Origin of the sequence: Campylobacter concisus (assembly GCF_015679985.1) — a bacterium.
GTDB classification, from domain to species: domain Bacteria; phylum Campylobacterota; class Campylobacteria; order Campylobacterales; family Campylobacteraceae; genus Campylobacter_A; species Campylobacter_A concisus_AC.
Genome location: NZ_CP049239.1, coordinates 987317 through 1008856 on the forward strand (window position 1 = coordinate 987317; position 21540 = coordinate 1008856).

26 protein-coding genes and 1 other RNA gene are annotated in these 21540 nt (G+C 37.0%); 5 read left to right on the forward strand and 22 right to left on the reverse strand.

All coding sequences use genetic code 11. The annotated features are described in order from the left end of the window. Positions 1-9 precede the first annotated feature (9 nt). From gatB to G5B98_RS05045, 12 genes are all read right to left on the reverse strand, one after another. Complete coding sequence (gene gatB, locus G5B98_RS04990; RefSeq protein ID WP_196086223.1) at positions 10-1431, reverse strand: Asp-tRNA(Asn)/Glu-tRNA(Gln) amidotransferase subunit GatB; 1422 nt, start codon at positions 1429-1431, stop codon at positions 10-12. Between the two features lie 163 nt (positions 1432-1594). After that, a complete protein-coding gene (locus tag G5B98_RS04995; protein WP_054196701.1) occupies positions 1595-2278 on the reverse strand; it encodes a F0F1 ATP synthase subunit A in 684 nt (227 codons plus the stop codon). A 65-nt stretch (positions 2279-2343) separates the two neighbouring features. Next, positions 2344-3105, reverse strand: coding sequence for a TSUP family transporter (locus tag G5B98_RS05000; protein WP_084041069.1), 762 nt, complete (start codon positions 3103-3105; stop codon positions 2344-2346). 154 nt (positions 3106-3259) lie between these two features. Next, positions 3260-3796, reverse strand: a complete 537-nt coding sequence (locus G5B98_RS05005; protein WP_196086224.1) for a superoxide dismutase family protein — start codon at positions 3794-3796, stop codon at positions 3260-3262. Between the two features lie 66 nt (positions 3797-3862). Then, positions 3863-4630 (reverse strand): TIGR02757 family protein, encoded by a 768-nt coding sequence (locus tag G5B98_RS05010; RefSeq protein ID WP_196086225.1) that lies wholly within the window; start codon positions 4628-4630, stop codon positions 3863-3865. After that, positions 4627-6498 carry a flagellar hook-associated protein FlgK gene (flgK, locus tag G5B98_RS05015; protein ID WP_087580149.1) on the reverse strand — a complete coding sequence of 624 codons (1872 nt, stop codon included), beginning with the start codon at positions 6496-6498 and terminating at the stop codon, positions 4627-4629. The genes G5B98_RS05010 and flgK overlap by 4 nt, the downstream gene beginning before the upstream one ends. A gap of 3 nt (positions 6499-6501) precedes the next feature. After that, positions 6502-6933, reverse strand: a complete 432-nt coding sequence (gene flgN / locus G5B98_RS05020; RefSeq protein WP_072594306.1) for a flagellar export chaperone FlgN — start codon at positions 6931-6933, stop codon at positions 6502-6504. Between the two features lie 13 nt (positions 6934-6946). Beyond that, a complete protein-coding gene (locus G5B98_RS05025; RefSeq protein WP_188116655.1) occupies positions 6947-7150 on the reverse strand; it encodes a flagellar biosynthesis anti-sigma factor FlgM in 204 nt (67 codons plus the stop codon). 58 nt (positions 7151-7208) lie between these two features. Continuing rightward, positions 7209-7508, reverse strand: coding sequence for a rod-binding protein (locus G5B98_RS05030; protein WP_021091392.1), 300 nt, complete (start codon positions 7506-7508; stop codon positions 7209-7211). Next, entirely contained in the window at positions 7508-8560 is a 1053-nt protein-coding gene (locus tag G5B98_RS05035) for a flagellar basal body P-ring protein FlgI (protein ID WP_103600857.1), read from the reverse strand. The genes G5B98_RS05030 and G5B98_RS05035 overlap by 1 nt, the downstream gene beginning before the upstream one ends. A gap of 65 nt (positions 8561-8625) precedes the next feature. Further along, positions 8626-9192 (reverse strand): 16S rRNA (guanine(966)-N(2))-methyltransferase RsmD, encoded by a 567-nt coding sequence (rsmD, locus tag G5B98_RS05040; RefSeq protein ID WP_054196707.1) that lies wholly within the window; start codon positions 9190-9192, stop codon positions 8626-8628. After that, positions 9189-9533, reverse strand: coding sequence for a hypothetical protein (locus G5B98_RS05045; RefSeq protein ID WP_054196708.1), 345 nt, complete (start codon positions 9531-9533; stop codon positions 9189-9191). The genes rsmD and G5B98_RS05045 overlap by 4 nt, the downstream gene beginning before the upstream one ends. 120 nt (positions 9534-9653) lie before the next feature. On the opposite strand from G5B98_RS05045, the gene G5B98_RS05050 reads away from it, so the two are divergent. The 4 genes from G5B98_RS05050 to G5B98_RS05065 are packed head-to-tail and all read left to right on the forward strand — an operon-like array spanning position 9654 to position 12413. Continuing rightward, positions 9654-10049: a FlaG family protein gene (locus G5B98_RS05050; RefSeq protein WP_196086226.1), complete on the forward strand. Its 396-nt coding sequence runs from the start codon at positions 9654-9656 to the stop codon at positions 10047-10049. 2 nt (positions 10050-10051) lie between these two features. After that, positions 10052-11812, forward strand: coding sequence for a flagellar filament capping protein FliD (gene fliD / locus G5B98_RS05055; protein WP_196086227.1), 1761 nt, complete (start codon positions 10052-10054; stop codon positions 11810-11812). Between the two features lie 9 nt (positions 11813-11821). Beyond that, the gene (fliS, locus tag G5B98_RS05060; RefSeq protein WP_196086228.1) at positions 11822-12193 is read left to right on the forward strand and encodes a flagellar export chaperone FliS; all 372 of its coding nucleotides are present in this window, start codon (positions 11822-11824) and stop codon (positions 12191-12193) included. Further along, a complete protein-coding gene (locus G5B98_RS05065; RefSeq protein ID WP_107687264.1) occupies positions 12186-12413 on the forward strand; it encodes a hypothetical protein in 228 nt (75 codons plus the stop codon). Before fliS ends, G5B98_RS05065 begins: the two co-directional genes overlap by 8 nt. Positions 12414-12427: 14 nt before the next feature. Here the strand turns inward: G5B98_RS05065 and rnpB are convergent. The 4 genes from rnpB to G5B98_RS05085 all read right to left on the reverse strand — a co-directional run bounded on the left by rnpB (position 12428) and on the right by G5B98_RS05085 (position 15906). After that, positions 12428-12753, reverse strand: an RNA gene (gene rnpB, locus G5B98_RS05070) — RNase P RNA component class A. Positions 12754-12907: 154 nt separating this feature from the next. After that, entirely contained in the window at positions 12908-13525 is a 618-nt protein-coding gene (locus G5B98_RS05075) for a Type 1 glutamine amidotransferase-like domain-containing protein (protein ID WP_196086229.1), read from the reverse strand. Between the two features lie 457 nt (positions 13526-13982). After that, positions 13983-15107 (reverse strand): tRNA pseudouridine(13) synthase TruD, encoded by a 1125-nt coding sequence (truD, locus tag G5B98_RS05080; RefSeq protein ID WP_196086230.1) that lies wholly within the window; start codon positions 15105-15107, stop codon positions 13983-13985. Next, positions 15085-15906, reverse strand: a complete 822-nt coding sequence (locus G5B98_RS05085; protein ID WP_103640510.1) for a thiamine-phosphate kinase — start codon at positions 15904-15906, stop codon at positions 15085-15087. The genes truD and G5B98_RS05085 overlap by 23 nt, the downstream gene beginning before the upstream one ends. Before the next feature lie 61 nt (positions 15907-15967). On the opposite strand from G5B98_RS05085, the gene G5B98_RS05090 reads away from it, so the two are divergent. Then, positions 15968-16981, forward strand: coding sequence for a hypothetical protein (locus tag G5B98_RS05090; protein ID WP_196086231.1), 1014 nt, complete (start codon positions 15968-15970; stop codon positions 16979-16981). 11 nt (positions 16982-16992) lie between these two features. Here G5B98_RS05090 and G5B98_RS05095 read toward each other — a convergent pair whose 3' ends face one another. The 6 genes from G5B98_RS05095 to ruvA form a co-directional block, all read right to left on the reverse strand. Beyond that, a complete protein-coding gene (locus G5B98_RS05095) occupies positions 16993-17433 on the reverse strand; it encodes a hypothetical protein (protein ID WP_087577125.1) in 441 nt (146 codons plus the stop codon). Then, entirely contained in the window at positions 17430-18854 is a 1425-nt protein-coding gene (locus G5B98_RS05100) for a Mur ligase family protein (RefSeq protein WP_196086232.1), read from the reverse strand. The genes G5B98_RS05095 and G5B98_RS05100 overlap by 4 nt, the downstream gene beginning before the upstream one ends. Continuing rightward, the gene (locus G5B98_RS05105) at positions 18851-19636 is read right to left on the reverse strand and encodes an alpha/beta fold hydrolase (protein ID WP_196086233.1); all 786 of its coding nucleotides are present in this window, start codon (positions 19634-19636) and stop codon (positions 18851-18853) included. Before G5B98_RS05105 ends, G5B98_RS05100 begins: the two co-directional genes overlap by 4 nt. Next, a complete protein-coding gene (locus tag G5B98_RS05110; RefSeq protein ID WP_021091404.1) occupies positions 19626-19856 on the reverse strand; it encodes a type II toxin-antitoxin system Phd/YefM family antitoxin in 231 nt (76 codons plus the stop codon). Before G5B98_RS05110 ends, G5B98_RS05105 begins: the two co-directional genes overlap by 11 nt. Before the next feature lie 64 nt (positions 19857-19920). Beyond that, positions 19921-20961, reverse strand: coding sequence for a D-alanine--D-alanine ligase (locus G5B98_RS05115; protein ID WP_196086234.1), 1041 nt, complete (start codon positions 20959-20961; stop codon positions 19921-19923). Positions 20962-20972: 11 nt separating this feature from the next. Continuing rightward, entirely contained in the window at positions 20973-21527 is a 555-nt protein-coding gene (gene ruvA / locus G5B98_RS05120) for a Holliday junction branch migration protein RuvA (RefSeq protein WP_196086235.1), read from the reverse strand. Between the last annotated feature and the right edge of the window lie 13 nt (positions 21528-21540).

Genomic DNA, 21540 nt, shown 5'->3' on the forward strand with positions numbered 1-21540 from the left:
TAGCCCTTTTTAGCCTATTTTGGCCTTTAAAAGCTCATTGACCTTGCCTGGGTTAAAGGCACCCTTACCCTCTTTCATCACCTGACCCACAAAGAAGCCGAACATCTTATCCTTGCCGTTTTTATACTCTTCGACTTTGTCGGCATTTGCAGCTAAAATTTGATCTATGATCGCAATGATCGCTGAGTCGTCGCTCACTTGCTTTAAGCCAAGTTTTTCGATGACACTATCAACGTCCGCATCATTTTCCATTAGGTAGTCTAGAACCTCTTTTGCAGCCTTGCCGCTTATCGTGCCATCTTCTATGCGTTTTAGTAAATTTATCATTTTGGTACTATTAACTGGGCTAGTCTCGATCGTTACACCGTTATTTAAACGACCAAGAAGCTCTACTATAAGCCAAGTAGTAGCAAGCTTTGGCTGAATTCCAGCGGAGATCAGCTCTTCAAAATATCTAGCCATCTCAACACTTTGAGTTAAATTTAGAGCATCACTCTCTTTTACGCCTAGCTCACTAACATATCTTGCAACCTTTTGCTCGGCAAGCTCTGGAATTTTTATCGCCTCTTCATACATCTGCTCTGACACTTCAACAGGCAGCAAATCAGGGTCAGGAAAATACCTATACTCCGCGCTATCCTCTTTGCCACGCATAGATCTTGTCACTAAATTTGTCGTGTCAAACAGTCTTGTCTCTTGATAGACTTCTTGATCGTATTTGCCGTCTTCCCAAGCTGCACTTTGGCGCTCTACTTCGTAGTCAATCGCCTTTTGGATAAATTTAAATGAGTTTAGGTTTTTTATCTCAACCCTTGTATAAAGCTTGGTATCGCCTTTTGGACGGATAGAGACATTTGCGTCGCAGCGGAAGCTACCTTCCTGCATATTTGCGTCGCTGATGTTTAAAAAGCGAAGGATTGAGTGTAGTTTTTTAAGATAAGCCACCGCCTCATCACTGCTTCTAAGATCTGGCTCACTAACTATCTCAAGAAGTGGCGTGCCAGCTCTATTTAGATCAACCAGACTCTCGGTTTCTTCGTGGATATTCTTTCCAGCGTCCTCTTCAAGGTGTGCTCTTGTTACACCGATGCGTTTTTTAGTGCCATTTACGTCGATTATTAGCTCGCCACCTTCTACGATAGGGATCTCAAACTGGGAGATTTGATATGCCTTTGGAAGATCCGGATAGAAGTAGTTTTTTCTATTAAAGACTGATTTTTTATTTATCTTAGCATTTATCGCTGTGCCAAAGCTGATCGCTTTTTTGACTGCCTCTTTGTTTAGCACAGGTAGCGCTCCAGGCAAAGCTAAGCAGGTCGGACAAACGTGAGTATTTGCCTCGTCGCCAAAGCTAGTTGAACAAGAGCAGAAAATTTTAGTTTTTGTATTAAGCTGAGTGTGAACTTCTAAACCGATAACGACTTCAAACATATTTTTACCTTTAAATTTATGCAAATTTTTAAGGCGTATTTTAGCGATACTTTCTTTTAAAATATCTAAAAATGAGCGTTTTGACTGGAAAAATAAAGAATGTGATTTAGGAATTTAAAGAGTTTAAAAAGAAAAAGCCATATAAAAAATATGGCTTTAAATTTTAATGCTCGTGCTCACTAATAGCAACAGCACCAGCTAAATAAACGTAAGTTAGCATCATAAAGATAAATGTTTGCAAAACAGCCATAAGCGTTAGAAGTGCGAAAGCTGGAAGTGGAGCAAACCAAGGTGCAAGTGTAAGCATCGCTAGCAAAAATAGATCATCTCCCTTGATATTACCAAAAAGACGAAATGATAGCGAAACTACACGTGAAAGATGCGAGATGACTTCAACTGGAAACATAATAGGAGCTAGAAATTTATTCGGCCCCATAAAGTGTCCAAAGTATTTAAAAAATCCATTTTCTCTAATGCCCTCAAAGTTGTAATAAACAAATACAACTAAAGCCAAAACTAGGGTTAAATTTAGACTTGATGTTGGCGACTCAAATCCAGGAATAATACCTACAACATTTGAAAAAAATACGATAAAACCGATAGTTGCAACAAGTGGAAGATATTTCCTAGCTAGTTTTTCACTACCTAAAGTATCTCTTCCCATCGATATAACGCCCTCTAAATAAGCTTCAACTATATTTTGAAGACCTCTTGGTACAAGCTGCATCTTACTCCTTGCTATATAAGCAACTATGATAACAATCAAAGCTACAAGTAGAAAGTGAAACGCATAGATAAAGGCGTGGGAGCTATTTAGGAAATTTGAAAATAGAAACAAATCTTTCATTAATTTACCTTGGATTTAGAATTTTGCGTGATTGTAACAAAATTATTGTTAAAACATTTTTAATTTTAAACTCTGAAATAATCGAAAATCAATTTACAAATAGTCACTGCAACGACCACTAGAAACATTGTTCTAATAAATTTTACCTCTTTTTTAATGACAAGATTTGATCCAAAATATGCGCCTAAAATTTGACCAACTGCCATCAAAAGTCCAACAGCCCAAAGCATCTGTCCGCCGGCTATAAAAATGCCAAGAGCAACGATATTGCTAGTAAAATTTAAGAGTTTCGTATGAGCGACAGCCTTTTTTAAATTTAGCCCAATCAATGCCACTATAGCAAATGTCCAAAAAGAGCCTGTTCCTGGGCCAAAAAAACCATCATAAAAGCCAAGTATCAGCCCAAAAACTACATAAAATAGCTTCTCATTCATCTTTGCAGCTCTATCATTTTCGCCGACTTTTGGCATAAAAAGCGTGTAGATAAAAATAGCAATCAGCAAAAATGGGATAATTATCTTTAAAAAATTTGTATTTAAAAATAGGATAACCACCGCTCCGATGATAGCTCCAATGAAAGTAAAAACGATACCTACAAAACACTCTTTATAATTAATCAATCCCCGTTTTGTGAAATTTAGAGTCGCTGTAAAGCTACCAAAGACACCTTGAAGCTTATTTGTACCAAGTGCAAGGTGTGGTGGCACACCCATCGCCATAATAGCTGGAAGCGTTATAAGCCCACCTCCACCAGCGATAGAATCGATAAAACCGCCTAAAAATGCAGCTACAAAAAAAACGACATAGCTAAGTAGATCAAATTCCATTTTTTGCTCTTTTGATAATTGAAATAAAAGCAGATTGTAATTTATTTGTACTTATCTTTTTGTAAAATTTTTATATTTGAAATGAGAGATTTTTAAAATTTATAAATTTTAACGAGCCTTTGGACCTAACTCAAAGACTCGTTTATTAAAGTGGTTACTTAATAACGCCACAAAGCATTCTAGCGCCGCCACCGCCAAGTGCTTTTGGGTTGTCGCTGTGATTATCACCACCAACATGAACCATTAGTGAGTGACCTTTTAGCTCGTCAAGACTTTTTATCTTTGGGGCTAGCACTGGGTAGTTTGCATTGCCCTCAGCATCTACGTAAAGTGCTGGCAAATCGCCTTTGTGACCCTTATCATCCCATGCAAAAGAGTGCATTTTTGTGCCAGCTGGATCCCAGTGGCCACCTGCTTTCATGCCAAGACCTTTTTCAGTCGCACCACAGTCAGCATTTTCATGGATGTGAAAGCCGTGTAGCCCTGCAGTAAGTCCTTTTAAATTTGGAAAAAATGCAACGCCGTAGTTTGTCTTAACAACTACTACTTCGCCGACACTCTTATCGCCCTTCTCGCTTAGCTCATTAACAGGTATAACTAGATGCTCTCCAGCCTTTGGATCAAAGTGATGGCCTTCGTGAGCAAAAAGCAAAGTTCCTAAAACTGCACTTAGTAAAACGATTTTTTTCATACAAGCTCCTTATGGATAAAATTGTATGGCAAGTCTACCCTAAATTTAAAAATTTAGCAATAATTTTTATTGATTAAGATTTTTTATGATAGTTTCTAACTCTTTACTCTGCCCTATTCTATAAAGCGCAAAGTCGTATTTTATCGGATCAAACTCATCAAATTCTCTAAGTTTTTTTGTAAGATCCATGACTGCTTTGAAATCGTAGCTCTTTCTGTTTATAAGTCCTAAATTTAAAGAAACTCTATGCGTATGCACGTCAAGTGGCATCAAAAGCCTATCTTTTGGTAAATTTTTAAACAGTCCAAGGTCAATGTCGCTATCCCTTACCATCCAGCGAAGATACATATTGTAACGTTTATATGGGCTTTGTGGCTCTTTGTCAAAACTCTTACCAAAGAAAAACTCATATCCGTCAGAGCGGTAAGAATTTAGCCCGTAAATAAATTTAATAAGCTCATTTACGCCATCTATCATTTCGCCATTTTTTGCAAGACCTTGGCGTAAAATTTCCTCTATCTCGCCCTCTTTTTTAAGGCGTGAGAGAGTAATAAAAATTTCTCTTACATCATTTTCATTTTGAAAGCGGTATTTGAAATTTGATAAATTTTTCTTGATATTTTGCTCACTCTCATCAAGCAAACCAAAATCAAGTAAATTTAGAAATTTCACTATCATTTTTGCGTTACCATAAGCAAATAATGCACAAATGAGCGCTACGTTTGGCTCTTTAAATTTAGTGGCTACCTGAAGTGGATCTGGGGCTTCAAATAGCCCCAAATTTGTATTTTTACTAAGTACGTGCGAGTCTAAAAGGCTCTTTAGCTCACTCATTGTTTTAATGAAAGAAGCGTGTCAAGCATTTGATCAACTGTCGTGATGATCTTTGCCGCTGCGCCGTAACTTGCTTGAAAGCGGATCAAATTTGTAAGCTCTTCATTGGTGTCTACGCCACTTGTTGATTGAAATTCCTCTTCAGCTGTCTTTTGCAAAGATGTATTTGTATCGTGAATCGTATTATTCGCCTCTGTATCACTCGCCATGTCAGTCGTAAGATAGCGGTAATATCCCTCGATCGTCTCATCTCTATCAAGCGCTATACCACTTGAGTAAAAGGTCTGCTTTTGATACTGAAGCTGGATCATTTTATTAGCAACTTCATTATTTCCGATAACTGGCTTTGAGTAGGCACGAAGCTTTGTATGGTCTTGGGTAAAATTTTGATTTATGCCGATACTATTTGAGTCAGTACCTGAAAAAAATCTATTTATGCCAACAGCGCCTGGAAAATTTGTGCCGTGATCGACTATCGATATGCTATAAAGCCCTTGAGCTTGTTTTGGAATGAGAGAAAATGTGCCTTTTTTAGTATTTTTATCATAAAAATATGACGCCTCAAAAAAGTCATCAACGTCATTTAGCATATTATTATCTTTATTGTCATCTGAGTTTGAGTTAAAGTCTTTGACGATAGAGTTGCCATATCTTGTATCATTCATCGTCGTCGTACCATTTACATTTATAGTTTTTCTGGCCACGACATTGCCTTTGTTATCATAAACAATAGCTTCAAAACTTCCGTTTCTTATACTATTATCATGATTCATCAATGTCTTATCGCCTTCTAAATAACTTATCGGATCTGAGTTAGAAATTTCAACTGCGGATTCGGCATAGATATTATTTGTACTTGTTATTAAGGTTTTACTAAATGTATTTAGATTATCAATGTATTTTTGGATCGTTCCATCACTAAATTTATCATTATCTGGCTCGTAGTTTCGGCCCCTAAGATCAAGTGCAGCTCCAATTTTACCACCTGTAATCTTTTCCTCCATTGGGATTCTTCTGCCATCTTCTCTTTCATAATAAATTTTTGTATATCTTCCACTTTCGGTTGAACTCATAGAAATTTCATGAAAATTTACACCATCAACGATACTTACGCCACCAATGTTTAGATTGTAGTATTTTCCTTGATCTGTTATTCCTGTATCTACCCTAGAATTGCTCTTTAGATCGCTTTTATAAACTGCTGTATTTACCAGCTTTGACATAGCAAGCTCAAGCTCATCACGTTTATCACGAAGATCATTTGCATTTATTTTTATACCAGCGTCCGCACCTGATTCTATTCTTTGGATTTGCTTATTAATGTTTGCTATTTGCCTGCCTAGCGAATTTATCTCTTTTATATTTATTTTTATCGTTTCATCAATCTTTTCATGCATATCATAAAGCATCTTTGACGAGCGGTTAATACTTGCAGTCAATACACTTGCTTTATTTATCAAATTGACTTTCTGAGCACCTGCATTAGGGTTTGAAGCAAAGTTATTCCATGCGGAAAAATACTCCTGAATATCTTTCACCATTCCATTATCTTTTAGATCAGGAAAATATTTTGTAGCTTCTTGCAAAATTCTTTGTTTATAGGCTGTATTTTCTAAATTTGACGATGAGTATTTTAGTCTTGAGTAGGCAAACTCATCATGAAGCCTTGTTATAGTATCTACTTGCGTGCCTGTACCAACTCCGCCAGGTACTGTATTCATCGCTGGAGATGCGGATTGGACAACACGCTGCCTTGTATAGTAGTTGCTATCAGCGTTTGCGATATTATTTCCGGTTGTACTTATTTGAAGCTGGGCCGCATTTAGTCCTGAAACACCCGTGCCTAATGACATAAAAATATTAGCCATTTTTTAAACCCTTGATTTATAAAAATTATTATCTATGCTATTTCCATCTTGGCCGTATTCACTTGTTTTAGTTCCAAAAATTTTTTCATTAAGTGAGTCAAAAAATTCTTTAACAGCAACAACATGTCTTGCATATTCTTTATTAACTTTATGTAAATTTTCAAGCTTTGAACGCATAAGTACAAGCTTTGACTTCACTTCATCGTCTAAAACACTAGCAAGTGTAGTCGTACCGCTCTCTTTTGATACCTTTAAAAGCTCTTTATCTAGTGCTCTTTTTGTATCTTCAAATGCACGAACTAAGGCATTTTTTTTCTTTACACTCTCATCAACGCTTGAGTGCTTAGCCTCTTTTATATTTGCGATATCTTGTATAGTTAAATTTATAAGCTCATCAAGCTCGCCTATAGCCTCGTCCAAAAGCTTTTTTATCATTTAAATTCCTTAATTACAGCAACGCATCAGCCACAGCCCTAGCCGTTTTTGAGATATCAACCTGATAAGTGCCATTTGCTATGGCATCAGCTATCTCTTTTAGCTTTGTGTTTTCGTTTGTTCTTACTTCTTTACTCTGAGTTTCGACCTTGGCATCGCTATTTTTATTTAGCGCATTTGCCTGAAAATTTGGTCTTTGGTTCAAAGGCCTTATCATATTCATACCTCTTAAAATAAAATGTTTATATCACTACATCGGCAGAATATAAATTTACTTAAGAGTCTCTCTTTAAAAAATCGTACAAAAGTTCTGAAAAACCAAGATTTCCGCTCAACGCTTTACTCATCGCATCGTTATACATCGACCTATAAATATCGCTACCAGCAGCCTTTGGATATAGCGAGTTATGCTCATCTTCTTTTAAAGCAATATCAAGCACAGCCTTTACCATATATGCCTCAAATGCATCAGTTTGCTCTTTTAAAAGTGCATCTTGTTTTGCATTTGCATTTTTTATCTTATTTGCCGAAATTTCATTGTATGAATTTAGTGCTAATGTGTTGTCAATTTGCATTATATTATCTCCAAATCAACTTGTATCGCACCAACTCGCTTTAAATTTTCAAGTATTGATATGATATCACTTGGTGTTGCCCCAAGCTTATTTAAAGCTCTTGTTACATTTGCAACGGTTGTTTTTTCGCCTGAAATTTTAAGTAAATTTTGACTAGGTGCGACCGACGTATCGCTTCCTATATTTACATCGTTTTGCGCTGCCTCATCGTAGCTATTTGGCTCTATTTTTATTGTGATTGCACCATGCGTTAAAACAACTGGGCTAACCACAGCATTTATGCCACTTACTATCGTGCCAGTTCTTTCATCAACCACTATCTTTTCATCTGGCTTATACTCCACATCAAGATCAAGCACAGAGCTTGCAAGCTCGATAATGCTAACATCATCTGGTTTTTTAACGATAACTGTTCTTGGATCGATCGCCTTTGCAGCATCATCAGAGATATTTGCATTTATAGCGTTTTGGATATCAAGAGCAGTTTTAAAATTTGTATCTTTTAGGCTTAGTCTTATGCTATCTTGATTATAAATGTCATAAGTCACTTCTCGTTCAACCAAAGCTCCATTTAGGATAGAGCCAACGGTTGGGTGGTTGCCACCTGATCTACCCATGCTTTTTCCGCCGATGCTTAAAGCACCCTGAGCCAAAGCGTAAATATCACCATCAACGCCTTTTAGTGGCGTCATGAGAAGAGTACCACCTTGCAAACTTTTTGCATCGCCAATAGATGAGATCACGACGTCAAGCTTGTCGCCATGCCTAGCAAATGCAGGAAGCTTAGCTGTTACCATAACAGCAGCTGCATTTTTTGACTTGATATCATCTGGGTTTATCTTTACGTTTACACCTTGAAGCATGTTTGATAGAGACTGTATCGTAAATTTTGACGTTGAGCCATCACCTGTGCCGTTTAGTCCGACAACTAGGCCGTAGCCTATTAGCTGGTTATCTCTTACGCCAACTATGCTTGCAAGCTCTTTTATCTGCGTAGCAAAAGCTGAAGTAGCTATCACAGAAGCTGCTACAAAAGATAAAAATTTTTTCATATTTTTTCCTAAAAATTAGCTATTTTTAGGTTTTTAAAGCAAAAGATGTTCCAAATTTTTATAAATTATTGGAAGTAAGAGAGCGAAGTAGCTCCAAATTTTTTAAATTTTACAAGTTTATATGTAGAAATTTCATCGCAAAATTTAAAGTCGCTGTTGTGTTCAAAAACTATCATATAAATTTTCTCTTTTTTTAGCTGTGAGATTAAATTTACAAGCTTTTCGTAGATGCCATCAAAGCCAGCTCTTATGTCAAATGGGGGATCAAGATAGAGCAAGACCTTGCCACTTTGAGAATTTACAATATCGGGTAAAACAGAAAAGGTATCGCCATTTATTGCTTTTAAATTTGAGCACTCTAGGCTAGCAAGATTGTTTTGTGTGATCTTAAAAGCGGCTCTATCTTTTTCAATAGCGATAGCCTCACGTGCTCCGTTGCTAACGGCCTCGCTTGCCATCACGCCACTTCCACCAAAGCCCTCTATAAATGTAAGCGAGTAAATTTCATCTCTAATGACGTTAAAGAAGGACTCTTTCACGATGCTTTTTGTACTTCTAGTCGTGCTTAGGCTTGGCAGCTCAAGCCTTTTACCTTTAAATTTACCACTTGAGATTTTAGTGTAAAGCTTCACTGATTTACCCTTAGAATTTCAAGAAGATCGGCTTTAAATTTATCTATCAAAAGTGAAATTTTCTCCTCTAAGCCCTTTTCATTTTTAGCTTCATTTAGCTCATTTGCTTTTGAAATTTGCATAGCTGAGTAAAATTCTTCAAGCGTATCAAGAAGTGTTGTCTTGGTAAAAGGATGAGAAAGATGAGCATTTTTACCTATTATAAATAGCGGTTTTTTTGTCGCAATCTCGCGGTCACTCACTACAAAATCACAATCCTTATGATGAGCAGCCAAATTTCCACAAAAAAGCAGCAGTGTCTTTTGAAGTAAAATACACTCGCACTCAAATGAAATTTTCATATCTCTTCCTATAAATTTTTGCTCGATTTTAGCCTAAATAATCAAAAATTTATATAAACACTAAAGGATTTTAAAATTTTACCGATGTAGAAGCTAACGTAAGTTTTAAGGAGTAAAACTATGGAAATCTTTAAGGTAGCAGCAAATCAGGTGCTAGATACGAGCATGAGCACATCTGCTCAGCGTCAAATAGACAGCAGACCTATCGAGCATTCTGATGTTAAATTAAGTGCTAATAAAAACAATGAAACAAAAGACATTAACGAGCTAGACGGACTTAGCAACGAAGAGCTTGCCAAAAGAACAAGAGAGGTCACTGACAGACTAAACTATCAAATGCAGCAGCTTGATACTAATGTAAGATTTGCTTACAATGAGAAGCTAAATTTAATGGTCGTGCAAGTAAAAGATGCTAAAACTGGAGAAGAGATAACACAACTTCCAAGCAAAGAAGCTATAAGAATAAGCGAGTATTTCAAAGAAAGTATCGGAATACTTTTTGACAAGGAGAGTTAAAAATGGCAGTAGGTAACGTAACAAATTTAGGCATCGGCACAAAAAATAGCGGACTAAATGATGATCTTATCAAGAAATTAAAAGAAGCAGATGAAGCAGGACAGATCAAGCCTTTAACAAAAAGGCTAGAAAGAAATGACCTAAAGCAAAAAGACCTTGCAGCGCTAAAAACTCTAGTTAGCAACGTAAACGTAAGTGGCAAAACACTTGGCGGAGAGGCACTTTATCTAAAAAGAACTACAAACAATGCTGGCAAAAGCGTAACAGCCTCAGCAGCAAATGGCGTTAGCGTTCAAAATTTTAGTATAGATGTGCAAAAACTTGCTCAAAAAGATACATTTCAAAGCTCAAATTTCAAAAACGCTTCAAACTTAGTAGGTGCGACAAGCAACGGCTCTTTTGATGTTGAGATCGATGGACAAAAATTTTCTATTAGCGTAACTAGATCAACCACGTATCAGGATATTGTAGACAAGATAAATGATATTAGTCGTGGTAAATTGCAAGCTAGAATTTTAAATGTTGGCGGAGATAAGCCAAATCAAATCATGCTTCAATCAGGCAACACTGGCGCAACACAGACTATTAAATTCTCAAATGATACAGCTGGTGTTTTAGATAAGCTTGGCTGGGATAGTACGCAGTTTCAGGACAAAGATGCAAATGGCACTCTACTAACAAATCCTGATGGCACACCAAAGATGACATCAAATTTTGAAAAAAATAGAATTCTAAAAGCACAAGATGCAGAATTTACATATAATGGAGTAAATGTAAAAAGAAGCAAAAATACCTTCAACGACTTAAGGCCGGGAATTTCTATTACATTAAATGAAACTGGTAAAACAAACGTAAGCGTCTCTCAGGATACAAAAGAGGTAATAAAAGCGGTTGAAGAATTTATCAAAGACTACAACCTAATGACCATGAACCTTGGCATAGCTACAAAATATGACGAGGAAAAAGGAGCTGGCACTTTCCAAGGTGTTAGCGAAATTTCAAGCTTAAGATCAAACATTGGTCGTCTTGTAAATGGACAAGATAGCGAAGGCAAAGCATTAAGCAAATATGGCATAGTGCCTGATAAAGACGGACAGCTTCAGCTTGATCTAAATAAGCTAAATGCAGCTCTTAGCAAAGATCCTGAAGAGATTCAGAAATTTTTCATGGGATCAAGCAAGATCGAGCCAATAAGTTATATGGGGGCATCGACTGTTAGCGCTGGAGCACTAGACATAAAAGCCGGCGATCTTACGATAAACGGCAAGTCAGTTACATTCTCAACTACTGCCACAGCCACAGCCGAAGAGAACGCACTAAAACTTCAACAAGCTATAAATGACGCTGGCATAACTGGAGTTACAGCTAGTCTTGATAAAAGTGGCAAAAGAATCGTCTTAAAAAGAAGCGATGGCGAAAATATCGAGGTAAAAGGTAAAAATTCAGCCTTAACAGCTCTAGGTATGAATGAAGCTACCATAAATCCAGTAACCAAAAAGACAGATGGGCTATTTACAAAGCTAGCTAAAATGCTTGATGGTGTCGTTGGCAAAAGTGGTACGATGGTTGCTATGCAAAATCAATTAAAAGATGAAAATGAGTCGATCACAAAAAACAAAGAGAGCACACAAAAGCTTTTAGATGAGAAATACACAACAATGCAAGAGCGTTTTATCAAGTATAACGCTATCATAGCAAGTTTAGAAAATCAGTTCTCAACACTAAAATCAATGATCGATGCAGAGATAAATAGCAGAAAATAAGAGAGAAAGATGAATCAAAGTGCATATAGTGCATACGCACAGTCTAGTTTTGGGGGCATTGAGTCCCCAACTAAATTAATAGAAATGCTTTATGACGGGATTTTAAAATTTATATTTCGTACAAAAAAGGCGATAGAAACTGGAGATATAGAGAAAAAAGTTTATTATATAAATAGAACAAACGCTATTTTTGTTGAGCTTTTAAATTCGCTTGATTATTCTCAAGGCGACGTAGCTCACTATCTTAGCGGCCTTTATACAAGACAAATGCAGCTTCTTGCTATGGCAAATATACAAAACGATGTCGCTGCTTTAAACGAAGTAACCAATGTCGTAAAGCAACTATCTGAAGCATGGAGAGAGGTAACTTCAGGTGAATAGCTGGATCAATGAATTTAAATTGGCATTGATAAACGAAGATACAGGCAAGATAGCTGCTTTGTCAGAAAATTTTAGTGAAGATATGTTTACAAGCCTAGCTTTGGCACAAGAAGCACAAGCACTAATTGGCGGCGCAATAGAGCTTTTAAAAAACAAGTCTTCGCACATCCAAAATGAGCTTATAAAGCTACAAAAAGCTCAAAAATACGTAACAAACTAATCAATTTTTATAAATTTAAAGGCACGGCGTTAAGCCGAGTTCTGTCTTGAGCGATCATTTATCTACACTTGCTTTTACAAACAAGCTCTAGCGAAGGGTTTTAATATAAGACCAAAACCATCCCTTCTTGCTGCAGGTTGGGTTTATATGGCCACGCAAGTTACCAAGCGTGCCGGTGGGCTCTTACTCCGCCGTTTCACCTTTACCGCCGAAGCGGAAGTCTACTTTCTGTTACACTATCCCTTAGGTTTCCCTAGCCATCCGTTAGATGGAACCTTGTCTTATCGCAGCTCGGACTTTCCTCTTTTGTAAAAACAAAAGCGATCGCTTACCGTGCCAGAGCGAAATTATAGCGGCTTTGGCTTAAATTTCTAGTTTTTAAAACTTTAAACTTTATGTTATTTTTTATTTAAAAGGTAGATTTGCAAGCAAATAGAGTGCTTTGAGTAAATATTTAGCGTATGTTTTTATCAAAGAACGTATAAAATTTTATCTCAAAGCGCGATAAATTCAGCGTTATTTATAGGTCGTAAATCATACAAGTTCCCAAATTTCTCCATTATCTCGTGCGTGGCCTCTGCAAAAGGCTCGCAGCCAAAGTGCGGTACGACGTAAACATCAACCAAATTTAACCCCGTAAAATCGCTCATATTTTGGCTATTTTCATCCATTAGCGTAGCATATCTAGTATCTGGTGCGGCCACGATCGCTCCCGCCGACTCACCGATATAAATTTTACCTGCTTTGACCGCATTTTTTATAGCTTGGGCAGCGCGCGATTTTCTCAGCTCATTAAGCAGATAAAACGTATTTCCACCGCTTATATAAATAATGTCACACTCATTAATAGTGGCTAAAATTTTATCGTAGCAAAATGGCTTGTCTTGACTAGACACCGGCACGGCAGAACTCTGGAAGCAAGAGACATCAAGGCGTCTTAGCTTTGCGCCAAAATTTTCTAAAATTTCTACCGCTTCATCTACATAAAAATTTACCTCTTCAAATTTTGCTGCCGTATCGATAAAAACAATATCTTTGCCTTGAAATTTTACCACTTCATTAATCTTGCTCGCAACCTCAGCAAAATATGAGCAAAGAAAAATATTCGCCATTTTTAATCCCTTTAAAATATAAATTTGCAAACGCATTATATCTAAATGAGCCTAGAAACACTTGTGTTTCGCGTCGCCAGCGTATCTTGCTTTACGGGTAAAATTTAGCGATTTTAGGATAAGGATCTTGGTGTAAAATTTTGATAAATTTAGCCACAAATTTAAATTTAAAACAATAAAGTAAAGTATTTTTGTACCGCTTGGCTCACAGCTTTTAAAGAGCGTCAGGCGAGGTGAATTTTGATTTGTGAAATTTAAACTTGAAAGTTAAGGCGAAGTTTTGCGAGATGGTTTTAAATGTTTTATGTGCCACTATGCTCGTAGCTAAACAAAAGAAGTAAAATTCGTCCCAAGATAAGGTATACAGCCTATCACGGAGCGAAATTTATACTCTACTTGCAGTTACCGGCATAGACGCAAAAATCATTTAAAAGTACTCGTAAGACGAGCCGCTGCCCTACTCAAAGATGTTTTTATGCAAGATTTCTTCTAGCACAACAGTCGCGTAGCTGCCTTTTTGCAGTGTGAAATTTATCGTAAAGTGTGCTTTTTCCTCGTTGTATTTATAGCTTGCATCCTCCAAATAACACCACGCAAAGCGCCTAGATCCCGTCATTTTAGCTTTATATTCATTTGCCTGCGCGAAAACTTGATCCTCTACCATTCTCACCGCGCCCTGCGCCTCATACGCCTTTGCGCCCACGATCAGCCCGCAGCTAGTGATATCTCTAGCGTCAAAGCGCGCGCCCTCCGCGTCCAAATCCTCGCACAAAAAGCACTTGCCGTGCGGATAGTGGCCCAAAACTTCGCCCTCCATCAGCTTAAAAAATCTCTTTTGTGATTTTAAATTTTTCAAAATCGCGTTATCAAGATACGGGTAAATTTGAGCTAGCTCGCCTAGGCTAAAATCCTGCGCAAATTTCGAAATCTCCACGCGTTTGCTAAGCCAGCGGTTAAAAAGATCGCTCTGATATGCCGAGATCAAAAAGTCGTTTAGCTTTACATTTTTGCTCTTTTTGCCGTTTATTGTCCCGTTTTTAAGTAGCTCCAGGCCAGTTTCGGCATTGTCGCCAAATTTACCAAAACGTTGATAGCCAAAGTAGTTTGCATAGCCCATTTTATCGATACTAATAAATGCTTGCTCTAGCTTTTTGGCATTACTTGGTAGTACCTTTTTTAGACGGATAAAAAAGCTATTTCCCTTTAGATGTCCGATGCGAAGCTTATTTTTATGCACATTTAGGCTTAAAATTTTTATCTTTTCGTGGCTAAAGTTTGCTAGATTGCTCTCAAATTTGCGTGGCATAGAGATAAACTGCGTCGTCATGCCCTGCTTGTCCTTTAGCCCAGCATAGCCAAAATCGCGCATCTTAGCCCCTGTAACCTCGCTTAAGACATGTAAGGCCTCTTGTGTCGTCATATCTTTTTTAGAAATTTCAACGATCAAGTGCTCACCGTCACCGCTAAACTCATAAAGTGGTATCTCGCGCACAACAAAATCATCTGAATTTTTAGAAAAATAGGCCTCAATAGGTGCATGAGTGAGTGCATAAAGTGGCTTAAAAGTGGTGGTTTCTTGCATTTTGTTTTAACCTTTTATTTGAAATTTTTGCAAAGATGCTAATCTTTGTCCGTGTTTTTGCGGCGATCCTTTTGATGGCGTTTAAATTTTTAGGACTAAAAGTAAATAAAATTTCATACTCTTCGCCGCTACTAAGCTCAAATTTACTTAGCTTTTTTGTAAATTTAGCACCCTTTTTGCTAGCCTTTAAAAGCTTAGCAAGATCGGTATTTAGCCCATCTGAGATGTCCATGGCAGAGTTTACAAGATGAGCTGCTTTGTAGAAAAATTTATCTCTTAAAATAGGCTTTTTAAATCGCGAGTTTTTTGAAATTTGAGCTAGCCTTAGAAGCGAATTTAGCCCCTTTTTGCTACCTCCAAGCTCGCCAGTAAAAGCCACCAGATCTCCGTATTTTGCATTTTTCCTAAGCACAGCTTTGCCATTTAGCTCGCCAATTACACTAACGCTTATATTTAAAATTTTGCTACTTATCGTGTCGCCACCGATTATCCTTACTCCAAACTCCTCGCAAGCTCTATTTATGCCGCCACTTAGCTCTTTGATTTGCTGCGGCGAAAAATTCTTTGGCAAGCTAAGTCCAAGAAGCGCAAATTTTGGCCTAGCATTCATCACGATCGTATCTGAAAAATTTACGATCATCGCCTTATAGCCGATCTCTTCAAGGCTTAGCCAGCCATGCTTAAAGTGCGAATTTTCAGCAAAAATATCCTTGCTAAAGACCTGCTTGCCAAGCACAGCCGCATCATCGCCAATATAAGCGTTACCAAAGCATTCAATCGTGAAATTTTCTTTATCCATCGGGCCATTATAATGAAACTCCTTTTAATTTTAGGATAAAATAAGCCAAAAAAGGAGCCAAATGCAAAAAATAGAAATTTTTAGATTTAATGCAAAAAAGGATATTTTGTCGTATTTTAAACCATATTTTTTAGAAATTTTAGATTACGCAAACCTTGACGAGCTATTTTTGCATGTTAAAAAAATTGATCCCTATTTTCAGCCAATAACTGGCTTTGTGAAAGTAAATGATGTCGTAGTGAACACTGCTGAACCATTAGTAAATTTATATGAAAAATTTGCAGACGAGCTTGTGATTTCGCCACTTGATGAAAAAAGAGCGGTTTTAGATCTTGAGATAAACGATGATGACTTTTGGGAGAAATTTAAGCCATTTGATAAATTTTGCGATCAAGCAGACAAAGAATTTTATGCAAGCTTAAAGCCATATTTTTATGCTGATTTTGTGAGAAAATACGAGCCAAATTTTATAGGTGCAGCTGCTATCACACTGGCTCATCATCTTTATAAAAAAGAAAAAAATGATGAGATCATAAGACTTATCAACAATGAAAATGGTATTTTAATAGCTTGCAAGATTGATGATTTTATCTTTGGCGGAAGCGAAATTTATACCGAAGCGATTAGGTTTTTTAAAGAAATTTTAGAGATAAAAGAGAATGAAACCTCAAAAAATGAGCTTGAAAAGATAAAGAGCTTGGATAAATTTAAAGAGTTTAAAATAGCCGTAAGCGATAAAATCCCTGTAAATTTAGATAAATTTAGAGCAAATTTTATAAATCTAAACAATAAATTTCCTTGTGGATTTGAGCTTTTAAAAGTAAACGAAAAGCTTGCATTTGCATTTGCTAGTAAGACCATCTTTAATGCGTTTGATAGCGGGGCTGATTTTTTACTAGCTAGCAATGATGCTGAGTTTTATATGTTTGACACGCTTTCAAAAAAGCTTGAAAAATTTGCAAACAGAAGTTTGCAGGATTTTTATATTTTAAGAGTTAGCGAACTGATAGAGCTTGAAAATGGCAAAATTCCAGCAAGCCTAAAAGAGCATACGCTAAAAGTAAATCTAGTCTAAAACTAGAGAATTTATTTTTGCAAAGTCACATTTTGCTCGCTTAAGGCTTCTTCTTTTTCGTCTTCTTGTCTTATCTCATCGTACCTTGCTTTGGCATTTTCATAAACACCAGCTGGAAGGCTTATGTTTAAATCATCCCTTAAGCTCATCACATCATCACAAGCATTTTGGTAGCCAAGGTCGCAGCTTTTCATATAATAACTCACACCAAGCTCGATATTTGAGTGCTTTTTTAGATCACTATCCATTTGCTCATTTATCTCTTCATTTACAAACATATCGCCCAAAGCCTCGCATGAAAGCACATCTTTTTGCTCACAGCCATCATAGAAAATTTCATACGCAGTTGCGTAATCTCCGGCATTTAGCGCCTCAATACCTCTGTCATAATCATCGATGTCAAAGCTAAATGCTAAATTTAAAGCTAGGATTAAAAAAACTATCTTTTTCATATAAAGCTCGGTGCATCATTTGAAAATAGTATGAGATCGCCAGCATGCGTATTTTGAGCTAGAATTTCTTGCATTTTATTTTTATCCTTTAAGATGATGATCTTTGGCTTTATGATGTGCTTTAGTAAGACTTCGGCGTTTAGTGAGCTTGTGATGATAACAAGGTCAAAAATTTCATTTATCACCTTGGCTAAATTTGCATTTTGCTCCGCATCGCTCTCGACGATGCCTGGTGTTAGTAGCACTTTTCTGCCAGCATAGGTGCTTACTAGCTCGTAGCTTGAGCTCATGCCTGAAAAATTTCCATTAAAGCTATCATCAATTATCAGCTTGCTACCAGCCTCGATCTTGCTTAGGCGGTGCTCGACGTTTTTCATCCTAGATAGCGCTTTATCTACCGCTTCATCGCTCATTTTTAGGTATTTTGCCACCTTTATACAAACTGCTAAATTTGTAGCGTTAAATTTGCCAAGCAGCGGCGAAGCGTAACTCTTGCCATCAAGCATAAATAAAATTCCATCTAAATTTGCGTTTATATCTTTTAGGCTCTCATCGTAAATTTCTAAATTTTGGCTTGGCTCTTTTTTTGTCGAGCTATGTAAAAATGCCATTTGCAAACGAGCGCTTTGAAGTGCTTCAAGCTTGGTAGAGCGGATATTATCAAGCGTTTTAAAATACTCAATGTGTTGCGCACCTATCTCACCTACGATGACGATTTGTGGGTTTAGAAATTTAGTGATCTCTAAAATGTCGCCCTTTAGCCTAGCGCCTGCTTCTACGATATAAATTTGCGTTTGCTCACTTAAGTTTTCATTGATATCTTTGATGATACCAGCCATTGTATTTACGCTGCGAGGTGTTTTGTAGCAGACAAAGTTATCTTTTAAAATTTCAAATAAGAAATTTTTGATACTAGTTTTGCCGTAGCTTGCTGTGATCAAGATGATTTTTAGATCTTTGTTTGCGCCAAGTTTTTTAAGCGCCTTGTTTTTAAATCCTTGAAATTTTATCTTTTCTAAAATTTCACTAAAAAATAGGCTAACAACCAAGACAAAAAGTGGCATCGGAGCTAAAAATACCTTGTGAATGATAAAATTTAGAGCGTAGTTTAGGATAATAGCGCAAGCAAGGATCACAAAGAAGTGCTTGACCCTGGCGGTAAAGACTAGCTTTTTATCAAGTTTTTTGTGCCAAAGATAAAGAGCTGGCAAAAGCGCAAAGTAAAAATAGATGAAAAACCACTTACCAGTCGTGTAAAAAAGCACCAACGGCACAATAAAGAAAAAGGCGTGCCAAGCAGGCTTTGTGAAGTGAAAGAGTACGCGCTCAGGCCTATATGAAAACCACTGAAAGCAAGTAATCACATAAAAAGCGAGCGCAAAGATAAATAAAACTGTGCTTATGCTTAAAAATATATTCATCTTATCTCCTCGATCCCGCTCTCATCGTCATCTAGCACAACATTTTTTGCTTCATTTGGCTCAAATTTTAGCCCTTTTTCTATCTCGTCACTTATGAATTTAGCGTGAAGTAAAAAGAAAAAATGATCACCATTAAGCGGAAAAAATGAACTATTTTTTATGAGCTTATGTATACTCTCTCCGCTTATTATAGGCGTTGCCTTGTCATTTTCTCCCCAAAATATAAAAGCCCTGCCCCCAAAATCGGCAAAATGCTTCGTAAAATCCTCATCAACTACGTTTTTTAGGGTCTCATACATCACTCTACTCATACCACTTACATCTTTTGTGGCAAAGAGTTTATAAAATTTTCCAAATCCAAAAAGCTTAAAAATTTTAAAAATAGCGATCTTTGCGCGCACGATAAATGGCTTTTTGACAACTATGCCAGCTGAGCTTAAAAGCACAAGATATGGCGGCTTTAGAAGCGTTGCAACCTTGCCACCAAAGCTATGACCTACGATGATATCTGGCCTTATGCCAAGCTCAGCGCAAAAATTTTCAACAATTTTTGCATAATCGCTTGTTTTTAAAGGATCAGTAATTGAGCTTTTACCAAAGCCTGGCATATCAATATAAACGTGGCAAAAATCACTTAAATAAGAGCCAAATGCCTTTTTCATTATCTCTTTATTAGCGCCCCAGCCGTGCAAGAAAAGCACTATTTTTTTGCATTTTGGATTTACTACTTCGTAGCTGATCTCATACTCGTCTGAGCCGTATTTTACCGCCCTACTCGCCATCGTTCTCTCTTTTTTTTGCAGTATAAATACTCTCAAGCACGCTCACTGCTTCGCAAAGGCGCTCATACTCTTCCATATTTAAAAGCACTGCTTCAAATTTATTATTTTTAACAATGACCGCTCTTTTTAATTCATTAGCTCCCACACGAGAGAGCACTGAACTAAAATTTCTAACCACTTCAGTTGCTGTATAAATTTCGTCTTTTGTAAAAGTTACCATTGTCGCTCTTTGTGTAAAATTTTACGTAAAATATCACAAACTACTTTATAATCTACTAAATGGTCTAAATTTTCCCGCGACCTTTTACTGAAGTGATCGAGTTTATGAAGCTATAATCGATCTTTATATTACGCTCTCTTGGAAGTGAGTTTGCAAGAGCATTTAAAGTGCTCTCAAAATCCTCAAATAGATAGTTTGCAAGGCTTCCTGGATTTGGATTTATCTCATTTAGATAGACCTCATCATCTATCACAAAAAAGTCGCATCTAATGATCGCCCCGTCAAATCCACAATCATAAATTTTTGAAAAATTAAATTTAAGCTTTTGCTTTAGCTCTTCAGAAATTTCAGCCTCTTTTACCTTATTTTCATTTGAAAAGCTAAGATACTTTTGCTCGTAGTCAAGAAATTCTTTCTTTTTTGGCTCTTCGATGATAGAAAATTTTATCTTTCCATCTATCTTACAGCCTGCAAGGTTGTACTCTTTTACTCCCTTTATAAAAGGCTCGACAAGCACATCCTTATCAAACTCAAATGCTACGTCTTTTGCATAAGCTAGCTCGCTAGCATCATGCACTATATTTACGCCGATGCTACTTCCAAGTCTTGCTGGCTTTAAGATAATAGGATAGTGAAATTTTGGCTGGCTCTCACGAGTTAGCATCTCATAGTCAAGCGCCTTTACGCCAGCTTTCTGCGCTAGAAATTTAGTAAGCTCTTTGTTGTAGCTAAGCGCACTCACTTCAAGCCTTGGACCTATATATTTTATGCCGTAAAAGTCAAAAAGCGCTGCTATTTTGCCATCTTCGCCGTCCATGCCATGGATCAAATTTATAATGACGTCGCACTCTACTTTTTTATCGCCAAAAAGAGAGTGTATGAAAAATCCGCCTTTAGACAAAATGAGCTTTTTTGAATTTTTGTATTTACCAGAGCTAAAGAAATTTGCTCTCATATCTTTCTCTTCGATCAGGTAAAAGTCCCTATTTGCGTCACAAAATATAAATTTTAGCTCTTGTTTTAGGACATTTTTTAAAACTATCGCACTAACTATGCTTATCTCATGTTCATAGCTCTTTGCTCCAAATATCACACCTAAATTCATCTTTTTAATCCTTATCCTAATTTCTTTAATGCTTCTTTTATAAGATCACTCGTATTTTCACTCTTGCACTCAGGCAAAATTTTCACTATCTTCTCACGTTTAAAGCCAAGCGCCTCAAGTGCCAAAAGCGCTTCGTTTTGATAGCTTGGCACGCTCTCATCAATTATTAATTTTGCGTCACTTAGCTCAGCTATGATGCGTCTAGCAGTCTTTGGTCCGATGCCTGGCACGCTTTTAAAAGTATCTGCATCACCGCTTATTATGGCATTTGTAAATGCTTGCGAGCTAAGACTTGAGCAAACTGCCATAGCCGTGCTAGCTCCTATTCCATTTAGCTTTATTAGCATTTCAAACATCTTTTGCTCGTTTGCATCCAAAAAGCCATAGAGTAAATTTGCGTCCTCTCTTATGATCTGTATTATGGCAAGCTCGACTTTTTCGCCCTTGCTAAGCTTAGCTGAGCAAAAAAGTGAGATAAAAATTCCATAGCTTACGCCACTATTTGTCTTAAGTATCACAAATGCAGGATCTTTTCTGCTGACAACACCTTCGATCGCTTTTATCATCATTTAACCTTTT

Bases quoted from the DNA above. Each gene is read 5' to 3' on its own strand.
- gatB (WP_196086223.1), bottom strand. From the start codon at position 1,431: ATGTTTGAAGTCGTTATCGGTTTAGAAGTTCACACTCAGCTTAATACA.
- G5B98_RS04995 (WP_054196701.1), bottom strand. From the start codon at position 2,278: ATGAAAGATTTGTTTCTATTTTCAAATTTCCTAAATAGCTCCCACGCC.
- G5B98_RS05000 (WP_084041069.1), bottom strand. From the start codon at position 3,105: ATGGAATTTGATCTACTTAGCTATGTCGTTTTTTTTGTAGCTGCATTT.
- G5B98_RS05005 (WP_196086224.1), bottom strand. From the start codon at position 3,796: ATGAAAAAAATCGTTTTACTAAGTGCAGTTTTAGGAACTTTGCTTTTT.
- G5B98_RS05010 (WP_196086225.1), bottom strand. From the start codon at position 4,630: ATGAGTGAGCTAAAGAGCCTTTTAGACTCGCACGTACTTAGTAAAAAT.
- flgK (WP_087580149.1), bottom strand. From the start codon at position 6,498: ATGGCTAATATTTTTATGTCATTAGGCACGGGTGTTTCAGGACTAAAT.
- flgN (WP_072594306.1), bottom strand. From the start codon at position 6,933: ATGATAAAAAAGCTTTTGGACGAGGCTATAGGCGAGCTTGATGAGCTT.
- G5B98_RS05025 (WP_188116655.1), bottom strand. From the start codon at position 7,150: ATGATAAGGCCTTTGAACCAAAGACCAAATTTTCAGGCAAATGCGCTA.
- G5B98_RS05030 (WP_021091392.1), bottom strand. From the start codon at position 7,508: ATGCAAATTGACAACACATTAGCACTAAATTCATACAATGAAATTTCG.
- G5B98_RS05035 (WP_103600857.1), bottom strand. From the start codon at position 8,560: ATGAAAAAATTTTTATCTTTTGTAGCAGCTTCTGTGATAGCTACTTCA.
- G5B98_RS05045 (WP_054196708.1), bottom strand. From the start codon at position 9,533: ATGAAAATTTCATTTGAGTGCGAGTGTATTTTACTTCAAAAGACACTG.
- G5B98_RS05050 (WP_196086226.1), top strand. From the start codon at position 9,654: ATGGAAATCTTTAAGGTAGCAGCAAATCAGGTGCTAGATACGAGCATG.
- fliD (WP_196086227.1), top strand. From the start codon at position 10,052: ATGGCAGTAGGTAACGTAACAAATTTAGGCATCGGCACAAAAAATAGC.
- fliS (WP_196086228.1), top strand. From the start codon at position 11,822: ATGAATCAAAGTGCATATAGTGCATACGCACAGTCTAGTTTTGGGGGC.
- G5B98_RS05075 (WP_196086229.1), bottom strand. From the start codon at position 13,525: ATGGCGAATATTTTTCTTTGCTCATATTTTGCTGAGGTTGCGAGCAAG.
- truD (WP_196086230.1), bottom strand. From the start codon at position 15,107: ATGCAAGAAACCACCACTTTTAAGCCACTTTATGCACTCACTCATGCA.
- G5B98_RS05085 (WP_103640510.1), bottom strand. From the start codon at position 15,906: ATGGATAAAGAAAATTTCACGATTGAATGCTTTGGTAACGCTTATATT.
- G5B98_RS05090 (WP_196086231.1), top strand. From the start codon at position 15,968: ATGCAAAAAATAGAAATTTTTAGATTTAATGCAAAAAAGGATATTTTG.
- G5B98_RS05095 (WP_087577125.1), bottom strand. From the start codon at position 17,433: ATGAAAAAGATAGTTTTTTTAATCCTAGCTTTAAATTTAGCATTTAGC.
- G5B98_RS05100 (WP_196086232.1), bottom strand. From the start codon at position 18,854: ATGAATATATTTTTAAGCATAAGCACAGTTTTATTTATCTTTGCGCTC.
- G5B98_RS05105 (WP_196086233.1), bottom strand. From the start codon at position 19,636: ATGGCGAGTAGGGCGGTAAAATACGGCTCAGACGAGTATGAGATCAGC.
- G5B98_RS05110 (WP_021091404.1), bottom strand. From the start codon at position 19,856: ATGGTAACTTTTACAAAAGACGAAATTTATACAGCAACTGAAGTGGTT.
- G5B98_RS05115 (WP_196086234.1), bottom strand. From the start codon at position 20,961: ATGAATTTAGGTGTGATATTTGGAGCAAAGAGCTATGAACATGAGATA.
- ruvA (WP_196086235.1), bottom strand. From the start codon at position 21,527: ATGATAAAAGCGATCGAAGGTGTTGTCAGCAGAAAAGATCCTGCATTT.